Origin of the sequence: Pontibacter litorisediminis (assembly GCF_029360645.1) — a bacterium.
Classification (GTDB): domain Bacteria; phylum Bacteroidota; class Bacteroidia; order Cytophagales; family Hymenobacteraceae; genus Pontibacter; species Pontibacter litorisediminis.
In genome coordinates, this window is record NZ_JARDUA010000003.1 from 532,891 (window position 1) to 553,367 (window position 20,477).

At 49.0% G+C, this 20,477-nt stretch carries 14 protein-coding genes; all 14 read left to right on the forward strand.

Annotated features, from left to right (window positions below; all coding sequences use genetic code 11):
- The first annotated feature begins 5 nt into the window (after positions 1 to 5).
- The 14 genes from PXG97_RS12255 to PXG97_RS12320 all read left to right on the forward strand — a co-directional run bounded on the left by PXG97_RS12255 (position 6) and on the right by PXG97_RS12320 (position 20,415).
- Positions 6 to 794 (forward strand): hypothetical protein, encoded by a 789-nt coding sequence (locus PXG97_RS12255; protein ID WP_276498037.1) that lies wholly within the window; start codon positions 6 to 8, stop codon positions 792 to 794.
- A gap of 48 nt (positions 795 to 842) precedes the next feature.
- Positions 843 to 1,223: a RidA family protein gene (locus PXG97_RS12260; protein WP_276498038.1), complete on the forward strand. Its 381-nt coding sequence runs from the start codon at positions 843 to 845 to the stop codon at positions 1,221 to 1,223.
- Between the two features lie 268 nt (positions 1,224 to 1,491).
- On the forward strand, positions 1,492 to 2,055 hold the full coding sequence (locus PXG97_RS12265) for an NUDIX domain-containing protein (protein WP_276498039.1): 564 nt from the start codon (positions 1,492 to 1,494) through the stop codon (positions 2,053 to 2,055).
- A gap of 107 nt (positions 2,056 to 2,162) precedes the next feature.
- Positions 2,163 to 2,969 carry a lysophospholipid acyltransferase family protein gene (locus PXG97_RS12270; protein ID WP_276498040.1) on the forward strand — a complete coding sequence of 269 codons (807 nt, stop codon included), beginning with the start codon at positions 2,163 to 2,165 and terminating at the stop codon, positions 2,967 to 2,969.
- Positions 2,911 to 3,198, forward strand: coding sequence for an Asp-tRNA(Asn)/Glu-tRNA(Gln) amidotransferase subunit GatC (gatC, locus tag PXG97_RS12275; RefSeq protein WP_276498041.1), 288 nt, complete (start codon positions 2,911 to 2,913; stop codon positions 3,196 to 3,198). Before PXG97_RS12270 ends, gatC begins: the two co-directional genes overlap by 59 nt.
- A gap of 16 nt (positions 3,199 to 3,214) precedes the next feature.
- A complete protein-coding gene (locus tag PXG97_RS12280) occupies positions 3,215 to 6,253 on the forward strand; it encodes a tetratricopeptide repeat protein (protein ID WP_276498042.1) in 3,039 nt (1,012 codons plus the stop codon).
- 13 nt (positions 6,254 to 6,266) lie between these two features.
- On the forward strand, positions 6,267 to 6,995 hold the full coding sequence (locus PXG97_RS12285) for an ABC transporter ATP-binding protein (protein WP_276498043.1): 729 nt from the start codon (positions 6,267 to 6,269) through the stop codon (positions 6,993 to 6,995).
- The gene (locus PXG97_RS12290; protein WP_276498044.1) at positions 6,996 to 7,547 is read left to right on the forward strand and encodes a cob(I)yrinic acid a,c-diamide adenosyltransferase; all 552 of its coding nucleotides are present in this window, start codon (positions 6,996 to 6,998) and stop codon (positions 7,545 to 7,547) included. It begins immediately after the preceding gene.
- A 47-nt stretch (positions 7,548 to 7,594) separates the two neighbouring features.
- The gene (locus PXG97_RS12295; RefSeq protein WP_276498045.1) at positions 7,595 to 8,668 is read left to right on the forward strand and encodes a branched-chain amino acid aminotransferase; all 1,074 of its coding nucleotides are present in this window, start codon (positions 7,595 to 7,597) and stop codon (positions 8,666 to 8,668) included.
- Positions 8,669 to 8,765: 97 nt separating this feature from the next.
- A protein-coding gene (prfB, locus tag PXG97_RS12300) for a peptide chain release factor 2 (protein ID WP_276498046.1) occupies positions 8,766 to 9,843 on the forward strand; the annotation gives its coding sequence in 2 pieces (ribosomal slippage) (positions 8,766 to 8,825 and positions 8,827 to 9,843; 1,077 coding nt in all).
- A gap of 607 nt (positions 9,844 to 10,450) precedes the next feature.
- Entirely contained in the window at positions 10,451 to 13,564 is a 3,114-nt protein-coding gene (locus tag PXG97_RS12305; protein ID WP_276498047.1) for a SusC/RagA family TonB-linked outer membrane protein, read from the forward strand.
- A gap of 18 nt (positions 13,565 to 13,582) precedes the next feature.
- Positions 13,583 to 15,064 (forward strand): RagB/SusD family nutrient uptake outer membrane protein, encoded by a 1,482-nt coding sequence (locus PXG97_RS12310; protein ID WP_276498048.1) that lies wholly within the window; start codon positions 13,583 to 13,585, stop codon positions 15,062 to 15,064.
- 626 nt (positions 15,065 to 15,690) lie between these two features.
- On the forward strand, positions 15,691 to 18,885 hold the full coding sequence (locus tag PXG97_RS12315) for a SusC/RagA family TonB-linked outer membrane protein (RefSeq protein WP_276498049.1): 3,195 nt from the start codon (positions 15,691 to 15,693) through the stop codon (positions 18,883 to 18,885).
- Between the two features lie 9 nt (positions 18,886 to 18,894).
- Positions 18,895 to 20,415: a RagB/SusD family nutrient uptake outer membrane protein gene (locus PXG97_RS12320; protein WP_276498050.1), complete on the forward strand. Its 1,521-nt coding sequence runs from the start codon at positions 18,895 to 18,897 to the stop codon at positions 20,413 to 20,415.
- The last annotated feature ends 62 nt before the right edge of the window (positions 20,416 to 20,477 follow it).

Consider the following 20,477-nt stretch of genomic DNA (forward strand, 5'->3'; position numbering starts at 1 on the left):
TAGCTGTGGATATTTACCAAAAAGCATGTATTTATTACGTTTATTTCCAGTTAAGCTTCATTAAAAAAACATCATTAATGATAGATAGAATATTATTCTGGTTTTATGACGGAGAAGATAGCCTTTATAAGTATACCAAGCGATTTGGACCTTTGGCCATGCTCTTAACTAGGTTACTAAACGAAACATATGAAGGAAAGAAAATAAAGTTTCTCAACCTTAAATTCTATACACAAAAGTCATATGAAGTAAATGAACAGACGGAGCTAAACTACACCCACAGCTATGGGGGGCATGTTCACCATAGCGCCTTATTCAACAGGACAGAATTTGAAGCTTTAGCTCTCCCAGAACAAAAGCGACTACTTTGGAAGAGAGCGCGTCAGGTATTAAATGTAGTTGCACGAGACACAAAAAATACTTCCTTGGATATTAGCGCAAGTACAGCTTATAATAAAGGAATAGAAATGGGACTTGACGAGGACTTTGTTATAAGAAGCGCAAGTTTTCAAATTCATAGTCTCTCAATTAAAGTTAGCATTTGGGCGCGCTTTGTTGGTGACAGAGTTTCTGCAGTACTAAATGTGCACTCAGACGATGAATTAATCCTGCAAGACGAAATAGATAGTACTGATGCTGATAATGAATTCTTCTACACTATCTACAAGAGGATTGAACTTGATAAGAATAATAACGTCCTAATCAAAGGACATTATAGCGTTGATTATTTGCCAATGACTGTACCCTTTGGAGACAAATTAAAACAAAGTAGTTTAACCACACCTTTACGGTAGCTGCACCAGCGCAAAGCACAACCCGTTATCATAAAAACAACCCAAAACATGCCAAGAACAGCATTTACAGCAGAAGGGGCAGTAGCCGTAGGCCCGTACGCACACGCCGTGGAGGCTGGGGATCTAGTGTTCCTGTCCGGGCAAACGCCTATTGACGCCGCAACCGGAAAACTCGTGGAAGGCGACATTGCTGCCCAAACAGAGCAATGCTTTAAAAACCTCTTTCAGGTGCTCACTGCGGCAGGCCTCACACCGGATCATGTGGTGAAGGTGAATGTGTTCCTGACCGATATGGCCAATTTCGCAGCCATGAACGCTGTATACGAAAAGCAATTTACCGCTCCTTACCCTGCCCGCACCACCATAGGCGTAGCCTCGCTACCCTTAGGCGCGCAGGTAGAGTTAGAGATGATTGCCAGGAGAAGCTAGTATTAAATATACTTTTGCCAGTCCTGCTTCAGCTTAGCAGCCTTTCCAGGTATCCTTATCCAGAACCCCACCTGCTTTGGGCTTGATAGTTCGAGTAAAAACCTGTTTAAGAGGTTAAGAAATACCAGATGAAACTTTCAGACTTCCAAGCCCGAAAGCACATGCCAAAGGAAACCTGCTCGGCGGCCGCGGCATTACTACAAGGCGCAAATCTCCTGTATCCATACGGCAAAACCCCCTATCTTTGCACCAGCAAAATGTGCAAGCTATGATCGACGAGACACATAACCCCTGGACCACCCTGTCCAGCAAGGCTATCTACCAGAACCCCTGGATTAAAGTACGCGAAGACCAGGTGCTGAACCCAAATGGTGGCGAAGGCATCTATGGTGTGGTAAGTATGAAAAATAAGGCCATCGGCATCATCCCCATCGATGACGAAGGCTATACGTACCTGATCGGCCAGTACCGCTACCCCCTGAACGAGTATAGCTGGGAAATACCCATGGGCGGAGGCCTGGTAGAAAACGATATCCTGGAGTCGGCGAAGCGGGAGCTGCAGGAGGAGACAGGCTTTACCGCCGCCCGCTGGACCAACATCTGCCGCTTACATACCTCCAACTCCGTAACCGACGAAGAGGGCTTTGTTTTTCTGGCTGAGGAACTAACCGCCGGTGAAACGGCTTTTGAAGAAACAGAGGAGCTGCACCTTAAAAAAGTGCCTTTTAAAGAGGCGGTGCGCATGGCCATGAACAACGAGATCACCGATGCCATCAGTGTGGCAGGTATCTTGAAGGCCGCTTTTCTGCTGCAGGAGCAGGGCAGGCTGTAGTAGTTTGGGCTGCAGCCAAGTATAAAGTATAAGAGCAGGGTTATTTCTGCGTTATACGGGCATCCGGTGCACTAGCAAACTAAGGGAATATACGTACATTTGGAGACATGAAGGCCTTAAAGTATATATCACAGCGGATCTACACTACCTGGTGCGTAACCTGGTTCGTGCTTCCTTTCGTGGTGACGTACCCGCTGCAGGCGGTGCTGATGCGCCGGGTGCAGTGGTACAGGCACTTGCACGGTGTAAACAGGTTCTGGTCCAGCACCTCGCTGCGCATGTTCCTGACGCCCCTGCAGGTGGAGTGGCGCTTTAAGCTCGACCCAAAAAAGCTGTATGTCTTTACCCCCAACCACAGCTCTTACCTGGATATACCGGTAATGCTGCACACCATTCCCGGATTTCTTAACTTTGTAGGCAAAGCCGACCTGTGCAAGGTGCCGCTCTGGGGCAAAGTATACGAAAAGCTATACATTTCCGTGGATCGCAAAAGCGCTATCAGCAGCGCCAAAAGCTACATCAAGTCGGCCAAGTCGCTGGAGGCGGGGCGTAACCTGGTGATTTTCCCGGAAGGCACCATTCCGAAAACGGCCGGGGAGCAGCTGATGGCGTTTAAAGACGGCCCCTTTAAGCTGGCCATTGAGAAACAGGTGCCGGTAGTGCCGGTAACCATGCCGTATAACCAGCACTTCCTGCCCGACCTGGACGGCAAGCTGAAGGTGCGCTGGCACCCGCTTAAGATCGTGGTGCATGAGCCGATCGAGACGAAGGGCCTGACGCTGGAGGACCTGCCACGGCTGAAGGAGCAGGTGTTCAACATCATACAAACAGAAATTACGAAACATACCAAAGTCAATGTCAACAGATATTCAAACCATCCGAAAGATAGCGCACTTAGCGAGGCTGGAGTTTAACGAGGAGAAAGAGCAGGAGGTGCTGCAGGACCTGAACAAGATCCTGAACTGGGTAGACCAGCTGCGCCAGCTCGAAACAGAGCATGTGGCCCCGCTTATCCATATGTCGGAGGAGGTGAACGTGCTGCGCGAGGATGAGCCCCGCAACACCATTACCCACGAGCAGGCATTGCTAAACGCTCCTAAAAAAGACTCCGATTATTTCCGGGTGCCGAAAGTACTGGAATAAATCGCAGGGGTAACCTATGAGTAAGATTAAGTTTTGGCAAGGATGGGATACGCACACCAGGTATCCCTATCTTTTTTTATTGCTGTTGGGCGTGCTGGCGCTGCTGCTGGGGGTATACTATTACTTTACCGGCGAGGCCTCGGTGTTTGCCTGGGATAAGATAACCGACCTGCAGGTGGTGCCGGTGCCGGTAAGCGAGGTGCCGGGGCTCCTGGAGAGTTTCACCCTATCGGCCGATGGCTACCTGCTGTTTGAGCAGTATGACGTGGCCCTGCCGACGGCAAACACGGCGGCGGCAGGCCTTTTGCTGCTGTTGCTGGGTGTCTGCCTGGCCTTTTACACCGCCGCCATCAGCACCATGCGGCAGCTGCCATACTTTGCTGGCATTCTGCTGCTGATGCTGTTCCTGGCCACTTTTAACTTCGATCTGCTGGGGGTATTCGGCGGGGCGGGGCAAACTACGCTGCTGGTAAGCATCGTGTTGTTTGCTTTGGGCAGCTATACCTTTCAGGCGTTTTTCCCTAACACAGGCTTTGGTCTTCGGGTAGTGGCGATGCTGGGTGTGGTGGCCACCTTGGGCCTTTTGATTTATACGGAGGCCGAGTTCACGCCCGAGCTCATCACCCTGCACCTGGTAAACTACAGTTCGCTGGGCTTGCTGGCGGCCTCTGTGCTGTTCATGCTGTGGGTGAGCTACGAAAACCTCAACGCCCTGCTCTGGATCAACACACAGGCCAAAACCCCGGAACGTCGCTTTAGCATGTGGCAGTTCGTGTTCATCAGTGTACTGTACCTGTTAAGCTTGCTGCTGCTGTACCTGCGCCACATGGGCTATGTCAGTGTCGAGGTGCTGCCGCTGGAGCCATACCTTATCTTGGTGTTTTCAGCAGTGGCCGGCTTTTGGGGCATGCGGCAGCGCGAAGCCTTTTACGGCAAGCTCTTCCCGTTCCGGCCGACAGGGGCGGTGCTGTACCTGGTTTTTGCCATCCTGGCCTTCCTGAGCATTGGCTACGCCTTTGCCACTGCCAACGATTCGCTCACACTGCTGTACCGCAACCTGATCATTTACACCCACTTGGCCTTTGGTTTCGGCTTTTTTGCCTATGTGATGATCAACTTTGGCCGCCTTCTGGAACAGCGCCTGCCTGTGTACAAGGTGGTGTATGAGCCTAAGACCTTCTCGCTTTTCTCGTTCTTTATCATGAGCCTGGTAATCTGCGTGATCCTGATCATGCGCACGCAGTACCGGTCTTACTTTCAGGCGCAGGCCGGCTATTACAGCTACATCGGCGACTTGTACCGCGCATCCGATAACGATATCCTCGCGAAGCGCTTTTATGAAGAAAGCAATGTGTATGACAATGGCAACGCGAAGGCCAACTATAGTCTGGCAGCCATGTACCGACAGGAGGACAAGCGAAACCAGGAGATCCTGCTGCTGAAGGAGGCACTGGAGCGGCGCCCAAACCCGAAGCTGTATGTGCGCCTGGCAAACCTTTACGACGAGAAGCAATACTTTTTCGAAAAGCTGTATGTGCTGCAGCAGGGGGCGGAGCAGTTTCCGGAAAGTGCTGAGATTTATAACAACCTAGCCCTGCTCTATACCCAAACCAGCGTGCAGGACAGCACGGAGTACTACTTTGACCTGGCGCAGCAGTTTGGACACAGCAATGAGGTGGTGCGCAGCAACCGCTTGGCTTACTACACCCGGCAGGCTATGCTGGAACCCGCCAAAGCCGTGTTGGAGGAATCCAGAAAAGGCAAGTATAAAACACTGCGCAGCAACCAGGCTGTGCTGCGCCAACTGCTGGGCATGGACCCCCAGGACAAGGAGAACTTTATGCCGGACTCGCTGAAGGAGGTAGAGGATTTTACGTTGTTCTACAACCAGACCATCAGCAGGCTGAGTAAAGGCGATACGGCACGCTTGAAACCAATTGACAGTTACCTGGACTCGCCGGGCAACCAGCTGTTTTTCAGTGATCTGCTCTTTCTCAAAGGCCTGGTGCATCACTACAACGGCTTGCCGCGCGAGGGTAGGCGCCTGGTAGAGAACCTGGCGCTGCAGATGGAGAACCAGAGCGGGTACTACTACAATACCTTGGGCCTCTGGATGCTGGAGGAGAAGAACTACCGCGCCGCCGCCGCCTACTTTAAGCAGGCTAAAGACCGTGGCTACATGCAGGCTTACCTCTCGCAGGGTTATGCGCTGGCCATGGCGCACCAGCCTGAAGCGGCCATAGAGGCCCTGGAGGAGGTGGCCTATACGGAGAACGAGGCAGCCATTGGCGTGGCGCAGGGGCTGGCAAGCCTGCTCCGCCAGCCCCTGGACTCCGTGCTTGCCCAAGGCTCTGACAAGGACAAAATGCAGTACATGCTTACCTATTTGCCTACCCTGACGCAGGAGCAGGTGAACACGGTGGTGAACTCGGTGCAGGAGAAAGACCTGAAGCGGCAAGCCATGGTGGCAAGGGTAGCGTACCTGTTGAACCAGAAACGCTGGAAAGCGGCCTACAATGCCATACAGGAGGCCAGTGCCATCCAGCGTCCGGAAGGGGAGTTGCGCTCGGCCCTGAACCTGCTGCAGCTCAAGCTCTGGCTCTACACCGAGAAATACGACGTGCTGCTGAACAAAATGGACCGCCTGTACCTGAGCGACCGTGACAGGCGCATGACCTTATACTTTAAGGCGCGGGTAGCCGAGGCAAGGGGACGCACCGAGGAGGCCGCCGCCCGTTATGATGATGCAGTAAAGATGCTTTTGTACGACGAGGAGACGCTGCTATCCGCCGCCGATTTCTTCCGGAAGTATAAGCCAGGGGAGGAGAAGGCGTACAACATCCTTTTGGCCGGCATTACCTATAACCCGTTTGCCACCCAGCTCTACAAAGCCTATGCGCTGGAGAGCGTGGAGCAAGGCTTGTTCTCCTACGCCAGCCAGGCCTCAGAAACGTTACGGGGCTTGCTTGCTCCATCAGAATATGCTACATTTATAAAGAAATTAGAACAAAAACGCCAGGAAGTTGAGGCCCGCGCCGAAAACTGGCAGTTATGACATAAGCCGACGTATGAGCACCATCATCGAAACCCACGACATCTCGAAGGTATACCGCATGGGTACAGAAACTATCCATGCGCTGAAGTCAGTCTCCATCAGTATAAATAAAGGAGAGTATGTGGCCTTCATGGGGCCATCGGGCTCAGGCAAGTCCACGTTCATGAACATCATCGGCTGTCTGGATACGCCTACCGGTGGCACCTACATCCTGAATGGGCAGGATGTGAGCAACATGTCGGACAACGAATTGGCGGAGGTGCGAAACAAAGAGATCGGCTTCGTGTTCCAGACCTTTAACCTGCTGCCGCGGCAGAGCTCGCTGGAGAATGTGGCCCTGCCGTTGATCTATGCCGGCTACGGCAAGAGTGCGCGGGAGGAGAAGGCACAGCGGGCACTGGAGAGCGTAGGCCTCGGTACCCGTGGCAAGCACAAGCCTAACGAACTATCAGGCGGCCAGCGGCAGCGTGTGGCCATTGCCCGCGCCCTTATCAATGATCCCAGCATTATACTTGCCGACGAACCCACAGGTAACCTCGATACCAAAACCTCCTATGAGATCATGGAGCTGTTCGAGAACCTGCATGCCAAAGGCAACACCATCATCATGGTGACGCACGAGGAGGATATTGCCCGGTATGCGCACCGCATCGTGCGCCTCCGCGATGGCTTGGTAGAGTCAGACACCATAAACCCAGACGTAACCACAGCTGCCCGCATGCAGGCAGAGCAACAGCACTAAATGAAGATATACACCAAAACAGGCGATAAAGGAACCACCGCACTGATTGGTGGCACCAGAGTATCAAAGGCACACCTCCGGATAGAGGTATACGGCACCGTGGATGAGTTAAACTCCTATATCGGGCTGGTACGCGACCAGGAGGTGAACAGCAGCCGCCTTGGCATCCTGAAGGAGATCCAGGACCGGCTCTTCACTATCGGCTCCACGCTGGCCACCGACCCGGAAAAGGACGTTAAAATGGCCACTCCGGACCTGCACGAGAAGGATATAGCGCTGCTGGAGCAGGAAATTGACAAGTATACGGCAGCGGTGCCGCCACTGCGTGCCTTCATCCTTCCGGGGGGGCACCAATCCGTGTCGTTTTGCCATGTGGCCCGCTGCGTGTGCCGCCGTGCCGAGCGCCTGGCCATAGGCCTGCAGGAAGTATCGCCGGTGGATGAACTGGTGATAAAATATTTAAACAGGTTATCGGATTACCTATTTGCCCTTTGCCGCGTAATGACACAAGAGCTGGGTGCCGAAGAAGTAACCTGGAAGCCAAGACTATAGCAACAATACCATACAACCTTTACGGAATTAAAAAACCAAACTTACCTATGTCTTTAGATATGCTAACTATACCGGCTCAGTGCGTGGCAGAGTCCCGCATCTCGGAGCTGGACTACAACAACATTGAGTTCGGTAAGATCTTCTCAGACCACATGCTGGTTGCCGACTATAAAGACGGTAAATGGCAGACGCCTCAGATACTGCCTTACGGCAATATGTCCATGAGCCCGGCAACATCGGCACTGCACTACGGCCAGTCAATTTTTGAGGGGATGAAGGCCTACAAGGATGCAAACGGTGACTTACTGCTGTTCCGCCCGCTGGATAATTTCCGTCGCCTGAACAAGTCTGCTGAGCGTATGTGCATGCCGGCTATTACAGAGGATATCTTCATGCAGGGGCTGGAGCAGCTGCTGCGCCTGGATGCCGCCTGGGTGCCGCCAACATCCGGCTGCGCGCTGTACATTCGCCCGTTTATGTTCGCCACCGATGATTTTATAGGTGTTCGCCCGTCCTCCAGCTACCGCTTTACCATCTTTACCTGCCCGGTGGGGGCCTACTACGGCCAGCCGCTGAAGGTAGCCATCGAGCCACATTACGTGCGCTCTGCAGAGGGTGGGGCTGGCTTTGCCAAAGCGGCCGGCAATTATGGTGCGGCCCTGTTGCCTGCCCGCAACATGCAGGAGCGCGGCTACCATCAGCTGGTGTGGACCGATGCCAAAGAGCATAAGTACATCGAGGAGTCCGGTACCATGAACCTTATGTTTGTGATTGACGGTAAGCTCATAACACCGCCTGTAAGCACCACGATCTTGGCCGGAATTACCCGCGACAGTGTGCTGACGCTGGCAAAGGACTTGGGCTATGCAGTGGAAGAGCGTAAGGTGTCGGTGGATGAGCTGGTGGAGGCATATAAGGCAGGCAAGCTGCAGGAGGCTTTCGGTACCGGCACAGCGGCCACCATCGCCCAGATAGCCACCATCCACTTTAATGGCGAAGACATGAACCTGCCAGCCATCGAGGAGCGCAAGATATCAAACCGTGTGGCTACAGCGCTTGATAAGATTAAGACAGGGGAGGCGCCGGATAAGCACAACTGGGTGCACCGCATCAGCCTGTAAAATACATAGTATAAACAAAGAGGGTGCTGAAGTATAGGCTACTGGTTTATACTTCAGCATTTTCACGTTAAAAGGAAGTATAACCACAATCACGCTAATGACAACTGAGCAAGTAAAAGAGTTGAAGGCCAGAGTAGAGGCCTTGAGGAGGTATCTTTGACTACGATGCCAAGAAAGAGCAGGTAAAGGAGACAGAGATACAAACCACAGCGCCCAACTTCTGGGATGACCCCAAGGAAGCCGAGAAGGTGCTCAAGGAAATCAAGTCGGTGAAAGTATGGACCGACCACTACGATGAGGTCGAAAAGGCCGTGTCTGACTTTGAGGTGCTGTTCGACTTCTACAAAGAGGGCGATGTGTCGGAAGAGGACATCCAGCAGGAGTATAAAAAGGCGGAGGAAGCCGTGGAGGGGCTGGAGTTTAAGCGCATGCTCAGTGGGGAGGAAGACCAGCTAAGCGCGATACTGGAGATTAACCCGGGCGCAGGCGGCACCGAGAGCCAGGACTGGGCCGAGATCCTGATGCGCATGTACATCATGTGGGCCGAGTCACACGATTTTGGCGTGAAGCAGGTAAACTACCAAGCCGGAGACGGGGCAGGTATCAAATCTGCCACGCTGGAGATTACGGGCGACTTCGCCTATGGCTATCTGAAGTCGGAGATAGGGGTGCACCGCCTGGTGCGTATCTCCCCGTTCGACTCGGGAGGGCGCCGCCACACGTCGTTTGCCTCGGTATTCGCTTACCCGGTGGTGGATGACACCATCAGCATTGAGGTGAACCCAAGTGACATTGAATGGGATACTTTCCGCTCTGGCGGCGCCGGAGGGCAGAACGTGAACAAGGTAGAGACAGCCGTTCGCCTGAAACACAAGCCCACCGGCATCGTGATCGAGTGCCAGATAGAGCGCTCCCAGCTGATGAACAAGGAGCACGCTATCCGCATGCTGAGATCCAGGCTGTACCAGATAGAGCTGGACAAGCGCAATGCGGAGCGGGACCGCATCGAGAGCACCAAAAAGCGGATAGATTTCGGCTCGCAGATCCGTAACTACGTGCTGCACCCCTACAAGCTAATCAAGGATGTGCGTACCGGCGTAGAGCGGACAGACGTGCAGAACGTGCTGGACGGCGACCTGGATGAATATATCAAAGCTTACCTGATGCAGGCATAGCTAAGCATATTAACTATAACAGAAAAGGCACCTATTTTAGGTGCCTTTTCTGTTATGAGAAAAAATTGTTTAGAATAGCTCTAGGTCTATCTAAGCAGCACCCTATTATGGTGTCACTGTTAAAACATTGATCCACAAGTGTATAATAAAAAAGTTGAATTTTGCGCCGCAGAGGGTGTTTTAGGGTTTTTATCAGGTCGTGTATGTTTCTCAAAACAAGCTAGGAATAATTGTAAATACTTATAATACTGTGTTTTAACACCGAATAAGTTTGCTGCAGAACTATTGTTTTTGAAATTAGAACTCCATATTATTGGCACAGAATAGGTGCATATGGCTATATTCAGTTGTCCTAGGCCAACAGCTGGAGGGTATAAGCATCTCTTTTTCTGAAGCAGCGGGTTTGTTAGTGCAATACCTTGCTTAGAATCACCACCTAACTTTTATTAATAGTTGTGCCACAAGGCTGCTTTATAGAAGCAGCCCTGAAAGGTAACTACAAAAATTTAAACTCATAAAAGATGAGCTTAGCGGAGCTTTGTCTAATTTTTACATGATCTAACACTTTAAAATCAACCAATTCTATTCACCTTAATTCAAACAACAAATGAGAAAACTATTACTGATGAGTTTTGTAATGGTGCTGGCGCTGCTACAGCAGGCCTATGCCCAGAGCAAAACTGTGTCTGGTACGGTAACGGACCAGAACACATCGCAAGCGCTGCCGGGAGTGGCAGTAATTGTGAAAGGAACTACCGTGGGCACTACCACTGGGGCTGATGGTACATACTCTATTTCTGTGCCGTCGAACAGTAACACTCTAGTTTTTCGTTTTATCGGTTACCAGACACTGGAGAGAACAATTGGTAATGCTAGTGTAGTTAACGCCACATTGGCAACCGATGACAAAATATTAAACGAAGTTGTAGTAACTGGTTACTCTACTCAAACCAGAGAAGAGTTTACCGGTGCTGCGGCAACTGTAACAGGTGAAGGAATCAAAGACCGCCCTGTACAAAGCTTTGCTCAGGCAATGACTGGTAAAGCATCAGGTGTTAACATCGTGCAGCCAAATGGTGTTCTCAACAACCCACCTGTTATTCGTATCCGTGGTATCAATTCTATCTCGTTAAGCTCATTCCCACTAGTTGTAGTGGATGGTATTCCAATAGCTACAGGAGATTTATCTGATAACAACTCTGCAAATAACCCCCTTTCGGACATCAACCCTTCTGACATTGAGTCTATCGATATCCTGAAAGATGCAGCCTCTACTTCTATCTATGGCTCTAGAGCAGCAGCAGGTGTTCTGATCATCACTACCAAAAGAGGTAAGCAAGGCAAGGCTAAAGTTTCTTATGATGGTTGGATAGGCTTTAACAAGGCAAACAGGCTTCCTGAAGTACTGAATGCACAGCAGTACATGGATCACAAGAACTTGGCTCGTAGAAATGCAGGAGCGGCTGATGCCTTCTTCCCCTCTTACAATGAGGATGGCTCACTGGTGGATACTGATTGGCAGGACCTGATTTACCGAACAGCTGTTTCCCATAACCACAACCTATCTGTTTCAGGAGGTACTGAGAGCACAACTTACTACTTCTCTGCAGGTGTTTCCGAGCAGGAAGGCTTTATCAAGAAAAACTCTTTTGATCGTAAGTCTGCACGTTTAAACCTGACTCACAAGGTTACTGATTGGTTCAGCTTGAGAGGTAACGTTAATTATACAAACGGTATCAACGTGGCTCCTAACAGCGGCTCTCTTCCTGGCCAGGCGTTTGGTGTGGCAGGTCTGGGGCGTCTTGGTATCGTGCTGGCTCCAAACGTGTCTCCTTACAATCCGGACGGCAGCTACAACCTGAGTGGAAACGCGCTTGGAAATGGTGCAAACCTGTTGCCACAGACATACTACAACCCAGTGGTATTGCTAGACCACGACAACAGCTCTTCGGAGTCTAACAGGTTGATCTCTAACTTAGGTGCAGACTTCAACATCGTTAAAGGGCTTACCTATGGTACTACTTACTCATTCGACCTCAGCAACACAGAAAACAAGTTGTTTTACAACCCTATCAACGGTGATGGTTTCAACCAAGGTGGTTTAGCGACTAATTCCAACGGCAGAAGAGAGAACTGGAACTGGGTGAACACCTTACAATATCAGACTACTTTTAGCGATAAGCATAACCTTTCCCTATTGGTAGGTTCTGATGTGCAGGAGACAAATTCTGATTACTGGTGGACTACTCGCCAAGGCTTGGCGATTCCTACCTTCAACGACTTCCAGGCAACATATGGAATTCAAACGGCTGGTGGATCCATCGGAAAAAGAGTATATGAGGCCTATATCACCAGCGTTAACTACAACTATGGCGGTAAATACTTCATCAGCGGTAACTACAGAAGAGACGGTAACTCTGCTCTAGCTTCATCTAAGCGTTGGGGTAACTTTGGTGGTGCTTCAGCAGGATGGGCCATCTCTGAGGAGAACTTCTTTAAAAACGCCTCTTTCGCTAGCGCCGTGTCTAACTTGAAACTGAAGGCAAGCTGGGGTCGTGTCGGTAATGGTAACCTTGGTGATAACTATGGTGCCTATACTCAGTACTCAGATGGTCTTTATGGAACAGTGCCAAGTTTAGTGTATGCTCAGGCAGGTAACGATGAGTTGTCTTGGGAAACAAGCAAGCAGACTAACATTGGCTTAGATCTGGGCCTGTTTAACAACAGAATTTCACTTGAGGCAAACTACTATAACAACGATGTAGATGGCCTGATCCTGGCAGTTCCACAAGCTCCATCTAAAGGTATACCTGGCAACAGTATCCTTCAGAACGTTGGCTCTATGTACAACAGAGGCTTTGAGTTCTCCTTAAACGCTTCCCCAATTGACAAGGAGAGATTCACCTGGACAACTAACCTGAACTTCACAACGAACAAAAACGAAGTAACTGCTCTTGTTGGTGATGCTCCACTGATTGGTACAACAAGCGGTCTGGAGACTACTAACATTACTCAGGTTGGATATCCTGTTGGTAGCTTGTATGTGGTTAAAACTGCTGGTGTTAACCCAGACAATGGCCGCAGAATCTTCATCAACAGAAATGGCGAGCAGGTGCAGTACTTGCATGGTGGTGGTGTTAACGCCTGGACTTATCTGGACGGAACAAGAGCGCCAGCGATTTCTGGTGCTGATGCACAAATCGCTGGTAATACCTTGCCAAAATGGTTCGGCGGTTTCACTAACACATTCACCTATGGTAACATCGATCTGAGCATGCTTCTTACTTACTCAGGTGGCAACTACATCTACAACGGTACTCAGGCCGGCTTAAGAGACCAGCGTATTTGGAACAACAGCACAGATATATTAAACCACTGGTCAGAAGAAAACAGAAACTCTGATATTCCTCGCCCTGTTTATGGCGACAACGTTTCGAATGGTTCTGCTTTCGCTATTGATGCAAACGTTCAAAAAGGTGATTTCCTTCGCATGCAGAACGCTGTATTAGGCTATAAGCTTCCAGAAAGGTTCTTCGGACAATCAGGTATCCGCTCTCTGAGAATATATGCTCAGGTAGACAATGCTTTCCTGATCACAAGCTATAAAGGCGCTGACCCTGAAATTTCAACTAACGGTGGCTCTAACCTGGCTCCAGGCGTTGAGCGAAATACAGTACCACAGGGCAGAGCATTCACATTTGGTGTAAACCTAGGTTTTTAATAGAAAATCAGTTTTGAGATGAAAATATTTAATAGAAAGTCGAATAAGAAATACATAGCGAAGCTCGCTTTGCTAAGTATACCTCTATCCTTAACTCTAACGTCTTGTGAGAAGGATTTTTTAGAGGCAAAGCCTGAATTGACAGTTTTGGAGGGAGCTAACTTTGATTCTCCTGCTGTTGTGCTGGCACAGGTCAATGGTTTGTACGCATCAATGAAGCACGGTCGTTTCCTAGGTGGCCGTTACCAAATCTACAACGATATACGTGCGGAGGAATTTATAAACCGTACGTCCAATAACGTAACTGGCTACAGCATCTGGAACCAAACCGGTGGAGCCGATGAGCCATATATAACAGATATGTGGTCAAGAGGCTACCTTACGATAAACCGTGTTAACACGTTTTTGGCAGGTTTAGAGGAAAACGCCAGTAAGCTTGATGCCGAACTTGTGGAGAACTACAGAGCCGAAGCGAAGTTCATAAGAGCGATATCTTATTTTTCTTTAGTGCAGATGTTCGCAAAGCCCTATACTGCTGATAATGGTGCATCTCCTGGCCTGCCTCTGAGACTGCAACCAGAGTTCTCCAGCGATAACAATGGCCTTGCAAGAAGTACTGTGGCAGAAGTTTACACGCAGATATTGAAAGATCTAAACGAAGCTGAGGAAGGACTGCCCGAGGAGTATAGCTCTGCTGCCTTGGCTACAACTAGAGCACACAAGAACACTGCTATTGCTTTAAAAACGAGGGTGTATCTGACTATGGGGCGTTACGCAGATGTGATTACAGAAGGAAACAAGATTGTATCTGAATCGGCGCCCTTTACAACACTATCAGGAGAGTCATATAGCCTGGAAGAAGATATCGCAGCGGTGTTCGAGAACGATACCAACAAAGAAGTGATTTTTGCGGCGCCTTTTGCCGATACAGATGCTCCTGGAACACAAAACCAGTTGGGGTACTACTATAATGTTGGTAACCTGGAGTACTACCTGAACGATAAAACTGAAGGTATAGCCGGCATTTATACAAATGAGCAGTTTGAGGCAGATGATGCTCGAAAAACTAGTTTGATCAGTAGATACAATTTGGGCAGTGCTGCTAGCCCTAGGTATGTATATTATATTACAAAGTTCAGCAGAGTTTCTCCTTACATTGATTGGGTTCCACTAATTAGATACTCTGAGGTCCTGCTAAACTTAGCTGAGGCAGAAGCAGAGGTAGGAAGTCAGGAGCGAGCAATTGCTTTGCTAGAGGCTGTACATCAGCGTTCTGATGCATCATGGTCTTACACTGGTGAGTCAAAAGCAGATCTTATCAATGCCATTTTGACTGAGAGACGTATAGAGTTGCTAGGTGAGGGCTTCAGAACGAACGACCTTTTCAGAAGAGGTTTTGGTATACCTTCAGTAGGTGCTGGGGCCGAGATTTCTCCTACTGACTCACGTTATGTTCTCCCAATCCCAACTTCAGAAACAAATACTAATCCTGCATTATAGGTAAGGTAGTCTGTAACAGGTAGTTTAACGAAAAGCCCGCCAGTCGAAAGACAGCGGGCTTTTTTATTTTAATACAGCCAACAATAATTTTTTACAATCTGCTTTAAAAAATAAAATAAGACAAAAGATGGTGCTGCTGCTGCTTTCTTATCGATTTTACTTGTGTAATATTAATAGAGTCAAATAGATATCAGGGGATGGTTTAATAGGCTACTAGGACTTTATGTTTGTCTGCTGTTATGCTTCGTTGTTGGCACGGTCTCCTTTAGAACAATGGATGTAGAAGGGCTATTGTATTTAAGATAACAACTTCTTATTATTGGCGGAAATTTCTTAACAAAGGCTTAACAAGGATTACTATAGGATTAAAAATACAAATACCTCCGCTGAGACACGAGAGTACATTAGAGCCTCTCCTGCTCTTTCGCCCGTCCGGGCATTGACTATCCATACTTAGATAAACTTAATAACAGGGCACAACAGGCTAACGGAATTCAGCCTATGCTTATGTGCACTCTTAAAACAAAGCCTTACCTAACTGTAAGGTGGCGGAGCTTTGCCTTTTTTAAATACAATTTTACCAATTAATCTATTTTCAACCATTCTACTTAATGTCAAATTCTATTATGAGGAGATTATTACTCATGAGCTTTGCGTTGGTGCTGATACTTGCCCAGCAGGTTTATGCACAAAGCAGAGCTGTGTCTGGTACGGTAACGGACCAAGGCACATCACAAGGCCTGCCGGGGGTGGCAGTAATTGTGAAAGGCACTACTGTGGGAACTACCACTGGGCTTGATGGTTCTTACACCATCAACGTACCTGCCGAAGGAAACACGCTGATCTTCCGCTTTATTGGTTACAAAACCGTAGAGCGTCCGATCGGTAACTCTTCTACAGTTAACGTTGCACTTGGTGTGGACGACAAGCAACTGGAAGAAGTAGTGGTGGTAGCCTACGGTACGGCCGATAAAGGCTCTTTCACGGGTTCAGCCACTCAGATCAACGCAGAGAAGATAGCGCAGCGACCTGTAACGAATATTACCAACGCCATTGCCGGACAGGCTGCAGGTGTGCAGACTAACTCTGGTAGCGGCCAGCCAGGAGCAGGACCAGAAATCCGTATCCGTGGTATTGGTTCTATAAACTCATCGAACGATCCGCTTTACGTTGTAGACGGTACACCGTACCCAGGTAGTATCGCCAACCTGAATGTGGATGATATCGAAAGCATCTCTATCCTGAAAGACGCTTCTTCTACCGCCCTTTATGGTGCACGTGCCACAAACGGTGTGGTGATGATTACAACTAAAAAAGGTAAAAAAGGAAGCAACCAGCTGAATGTGAAGATCTCTCAGGGTATGAGCGAAAGAGCGATCAAAGAGTACGACCGTGTAAATGCATACGAGTATTATCCTTTGATCTGGGAAGCGCAAAGAAACAGCTTAGTAAACGCTACAAAAGACCCATATTCTTTAGAGGACGCCAATCAAATTGCTTCCGGCTTGAAAAAGCTGAGAGACGGCAAAGACGGTAGCGTTAAAGGTATTCTGGGGTACAACCCGTTTAACGTGGCGAACGATGCCATTGTTGATGCCAATGGTAACATCAACCCAGAGGCTAAAATGCTTTATGATGACGTAGACTGGTTTGAGCCGTTGCAGCGCAGTGGCAGCCGTAGTGACTATGCCCTGAATTACAGCGGAGGCTCTGAGAAGAGCGACTACTTCGTGTCTTTGGGTTACCTGAAAGAGAAAGGTTATGTGATACGATCTGACTATGAGCGCTTTACTGGCCGTGTAAACGTGAACACACAGGCTACAGACTGGCTGAGAACAGGTTTGAACGTTTCCGGTACTATTACAGAGTCTAACCAGGCTAGCACAAGCAGTAGCAGCAGCTATGTTAACCCTTTTAATTTTGCCCGTGGCATTGGTCCTATCTACCCTATTTACGCACATGACCCTACTACTGGTGCCTATCTGCTAGATGAGGATGGCAACAGAATCTACGACTATGGTAACCTGTCTAACCTGGGCTTGCCTAACAGGGGCAGCAACGCCAGCGTAGGCCGTCACATAGTTGCGGAGACGATGTGGAACGATAACCTGTACAACCGCAATGTTCTAAGTGCCAGAACTTTCGGAGAGGTTAAATTCTTGCAGGACTTCAAGTTTACAACAAACCTTAGCGTAGACATTGCAAACTACCTTGCTGCGGAGTACGACAACAACAAAATAGGCGACGGTGCGCCGGCAGGTAGAGCTAGCCGCACTAGTACAACCGCTACAACCTACAACATCAACCAGTTGCTGAACTATTCTAAAACCATCAACGACAGACACTTTGTAGAAGCTTTGGTTGGCCATGAAAACTACAGTTACGACTACAGGTACATGTACGGAATGCGCCAGGGCGTAATTGTAGAAGACAATACTGAACTAGGTAACTTCACTACTACAAACAGCTTAGATTCAAGAACTGATAAATACAGAGTAGAAAGCTACCTGTCGCGCTTGAACTATACATTCGACGACAAGTACACTCTTTCTGGCTCTTACCGCCGCGATGGTTCCTCCAGGTTTGCAAAAGATGTACGCTGGGGTGACTTCTGGTCTGTGGGTGCATCTTGGCGCCTGGATAGAGAGACTTTTATCAGCATGCCTGAGTGGGTTAACATGCTGAAGCTTAGAGGTTCTTATGGTGAGGTAGGCAACGATGCCCTTCTGAACTCTGATGGTACTGACAGATACTATGGATACCAGGAACTGTACACGCTTGGCATGAACAACGCCAAAGAGCCAGGTTTCTTACAACAGGATGTGCTTGGTAGCGCAAACCTGCTGTGGGAGTCTAACAACAGCTTTGACATCGGCGTGGAGTTTGACTTGTTCAACAGAGTTAGTGGTAGCGTTGAGTACTTTAACAGAGAGTCTGAGAACCTGCTGTTCCGCGTTCCGCTTCCTTTGTCAAGCGGTGTAAAAGAGAAGTGGGAGAACATCGGTACAATGGCTAACACAGGTGTCGAGGTACAACTTTCTACTGATGCCGTTAAAACGCAGGACTTTACCTGGAATGTTAACCTGAACGTGTCCACCTTCAAGAATGAGCTGAAGAAGCTTCCGCAGGAAGAGATGATCACGGGTACCAAAAAGTACATGGTAGGCAAGTCTATCTATGACTACTGGTTGCGTGACTGGTACGGTGTTGATCCGACTGACGGAGCAGGCTTGTTCGCTACCGATACATGGGTAGAAGGTAAGACGCGTGTGATCAACGGCGATACGGTAACCACAGACTCTAACGGTGCCAAGTATCACTATGCAGGCTCTGCAATTCCTGACTTTGCCGGTGGTATTACAAACACCTTTACTTATAAGAACCTGTCACTTTCGGTGTTGCTGACGTACCAGGTAGGCGGTAAAGTGTACGATGCTAACTACGCCTCATTAATGAACGCGGGAACACAAGGTGGTGCACTGCACAAGGACATCCTGAACAGATGGCAGCAAACTGGTGATGAGACAGACGTGCCACGTATGGACCTGACGACCGCAACGCATTACAATGCGCAGTCTGACCGCTGGCTGATCGACGCTTCTTACCTGAACATCAGATCTGTAAACCTGAACTACGTTCTTCCTTCAGAACTCACTTCAAAGGTGTTCCTGAAAAATGCGAGTATCTTCGCATCAGGTGAGAACTTAGCGCTGTTCTCTAAGCGTGACGGTATGAACGTGAATCAGTCTTACTCAGGTGTTACTTCTAATAGCTATATCCCTGCTCGTGTTTACACAGTTGGTTTGAACGTTACCCTTTAATTTTTGAAAATGAAAAAAGTATTATATAGCTCGCTTGCTGCCTGCATGCTCATGTTCGCCTCTTGCGACAAAGATTATCTTGAGGTGCAGCCAACAGATGCTGTGGCTGGAGACCTGGCAATTACCACGACTACAAATGCCATGGCCGCTCTGAACGGTATTCACAGAGCCATGTTCATGCAGTACGACAACCAGGACCAGGCAGGGCAGGGGTCGGTGATGATCAACCTGGACCTGCTGGGTGAGGACGTAGTTATGACTGCTGCTGGTAACGGCTGGTTTAACTCAACCTACAAATGGATAACGCACCGTAACGCTAATGCCGGTACAGTGTCTTTTGTTTACAGGTTCTACTATAAGATTATTGCTAATGCCAACAAGATCATTGCGGGCATTGACACGGCTGAAGGTACACCGGCAGAGAGGGCAGCAATAAAGGGGCAAGCTTTGGCGTACAGAGCCTGGGCGCATCACCAGCTCGTGCAGATCTTTGCTGAGCGCTATGACGCTTCCAAAAGCTCTAACGACCAGCTTGGTGTGCCGATCATGAACGTTTATACACTGGAAGGGCAGCCTCGGGCAACTGTGGAGCAAGTGTATGCGCAAATCAATAAAGACATTGATGAAGCGATCTCCTTGCTGCCTGCAAGACGTAACGCTAAGTCGCACTTTAACACAGACGTTGCAAAAGGCATCAAAGCCCGTGTGGCACTCACAATGCAGGACTGGGCTACTGCTGCCAAGTTTGCAAATGAGGCAGTGCAGGGTTACAAGCTGATGGGGCAAACGCAATACTTAGCTGGTTTCAACAACGTTGAGAATGAGGAGTGGATGTGGGGAAGTGATCAGATATCTGATCAGACCACTTACTTCTACTCGTACTTCGCCTACATGTCTGCTAACTTTAGTTCGTCTAATATTAGAGCGAATCCGAAGGCAATTAACAGCCAGCTGTATAGCAAGATCTCCAACACTGACGTACGTAAACAGCTGTGGGACCCAACTCCTACGGCTGTGTTAGATGAGACAACCAAAAAAGTGGTTGGGTACGATGTGAATGGGTATGTTGTACCTTCGAACTTCTCTCCAAAGCCTTACATGAACAGAAAGTTCCTGGCTGATGGCGGAGCGAGCAGCGTTGGTGACGTGCCTTACATGAGAGCTGCTGAGATGATGTTGATTGAGGCAGAGGCGCTGGCTCGCATGGGCAATAACTCTGATGCTGCTGCTTTATTAACAAAGCTTGTAAAGGCGCGTGATATGGAAGCCTCAGATATTACACTTGCTGACCAAGCGCTTATTGATGAAATCATGACGCAGCGCCGTATCGAGCTGTGGGGCGAAGGCTTCCGCTTCTTTGACCTGAAGCGCACAAACAGCCCACTTAATAGAAGCGGAGCTAACCACAGCGCAACTCTTGCCGGTAACGTTCTTGATGTTGTGGCCGGTGATAACCAGTGGCAGTGGCTGATTCCGCAAGATGAGTTGAACTCAAACAATAACGAGGGAATGGTGCAGAATCCGTTGTAGTAAATATTTTTAGTTGTTAAAGAAAGCCCGCAGTCGTTTGACTGGCGGGCTTTTCTTTTTAT

What these genes read in the sequence shown, in the direction of transcription:
- PXG97_RS12260 (WP_276498038.1), top strand. Translation starts at nt 843, where the DNA reads ATGCCAAGAACAGCATTTACAGCAGAAGGGGCAGTAGCCGTAGGCCCG.
- PXG97_RS12265 (WP_276498039.1), top strand. Translation starts at nt 1,492, where the DNA reads ATGATCGACGAGACACATAACCCCTGGACCACCCTGTCCAGCAAGGCT.
- PXG97_RS12270 (WP_276498040.1), top strand. Translation starts at nt 2,163, where the DNA reads ATGAAGGCCTTAAAGTATATATCACAGCGGATCTACACTACCTGGTGC.
- gatC (WP_276498041.1), top strand. Translation starts at nt 2,911, where the DNA reads ATGTCAACAGATATTCAAACCATCCGAAAGATAGCGCACTTAGCGAGG.
- PXG97_RS12280 (WP_276498042.1), top strand. Translation starts at nt 3,215, where the DNA reads ATGAGTAAGATTAAGTTTTGGCAAGGATGGGATACGCACACCAGGTAT.
- PXG97_RS12285 (WP_276498043.1), top strand. Translation starts at nt 6,267, where the DNA reads ATGAGCACCATCATCGAAACCCACGACATCTCGAAGGTATACCGCATG.
- PXG97_RS12290 (WP_276498044.1), top strand. Translation starts at nt 6,996, where the DNA reads ATGAAGATATACACCAAAACAGGCGATAAAGGAACCACCGCACTGATT.
- PXG97_RS12295 (WP_276498045.1), top strand. Translation starts at nt 7,595, where the DNA reads ATGTCTTTAGATATGCTAACTATACCGGCTCAGTGCGTGGCAGAGTCC.
- PXG97_RS12305 (WP_276498047.1), top strand. Translation starts at nt 10,451, where the DNA reads ATGAGAAAACTATTACTGATGAGTTTTGTAATGGTGCTGGCGCTGCTA.
- PXG97_RS12310 (WP_276498048.1), top strand. Translation starts at nt 13,583, where the DNA reads ATGAAAATATTTAATAGAAAGTCGAATAAGAAATACATAGCGAAGCTC.
- PXG97_RS12315 (WP_276498049.1), top strand. Translation starts at nt 15,691, where the DNA reads ATGAGGAGATTATTACTCATGAGCTTTGCGTTGGTGCTGATACTTGCC.
- PXG97_RS12320 (WP_276498050.1), top strand. Translation starts at nt 18,895, where the DNA reads ATGAAAAAAGTATTATATAGCTCGCTTGCTGCCTGCATGCTCATGTTC.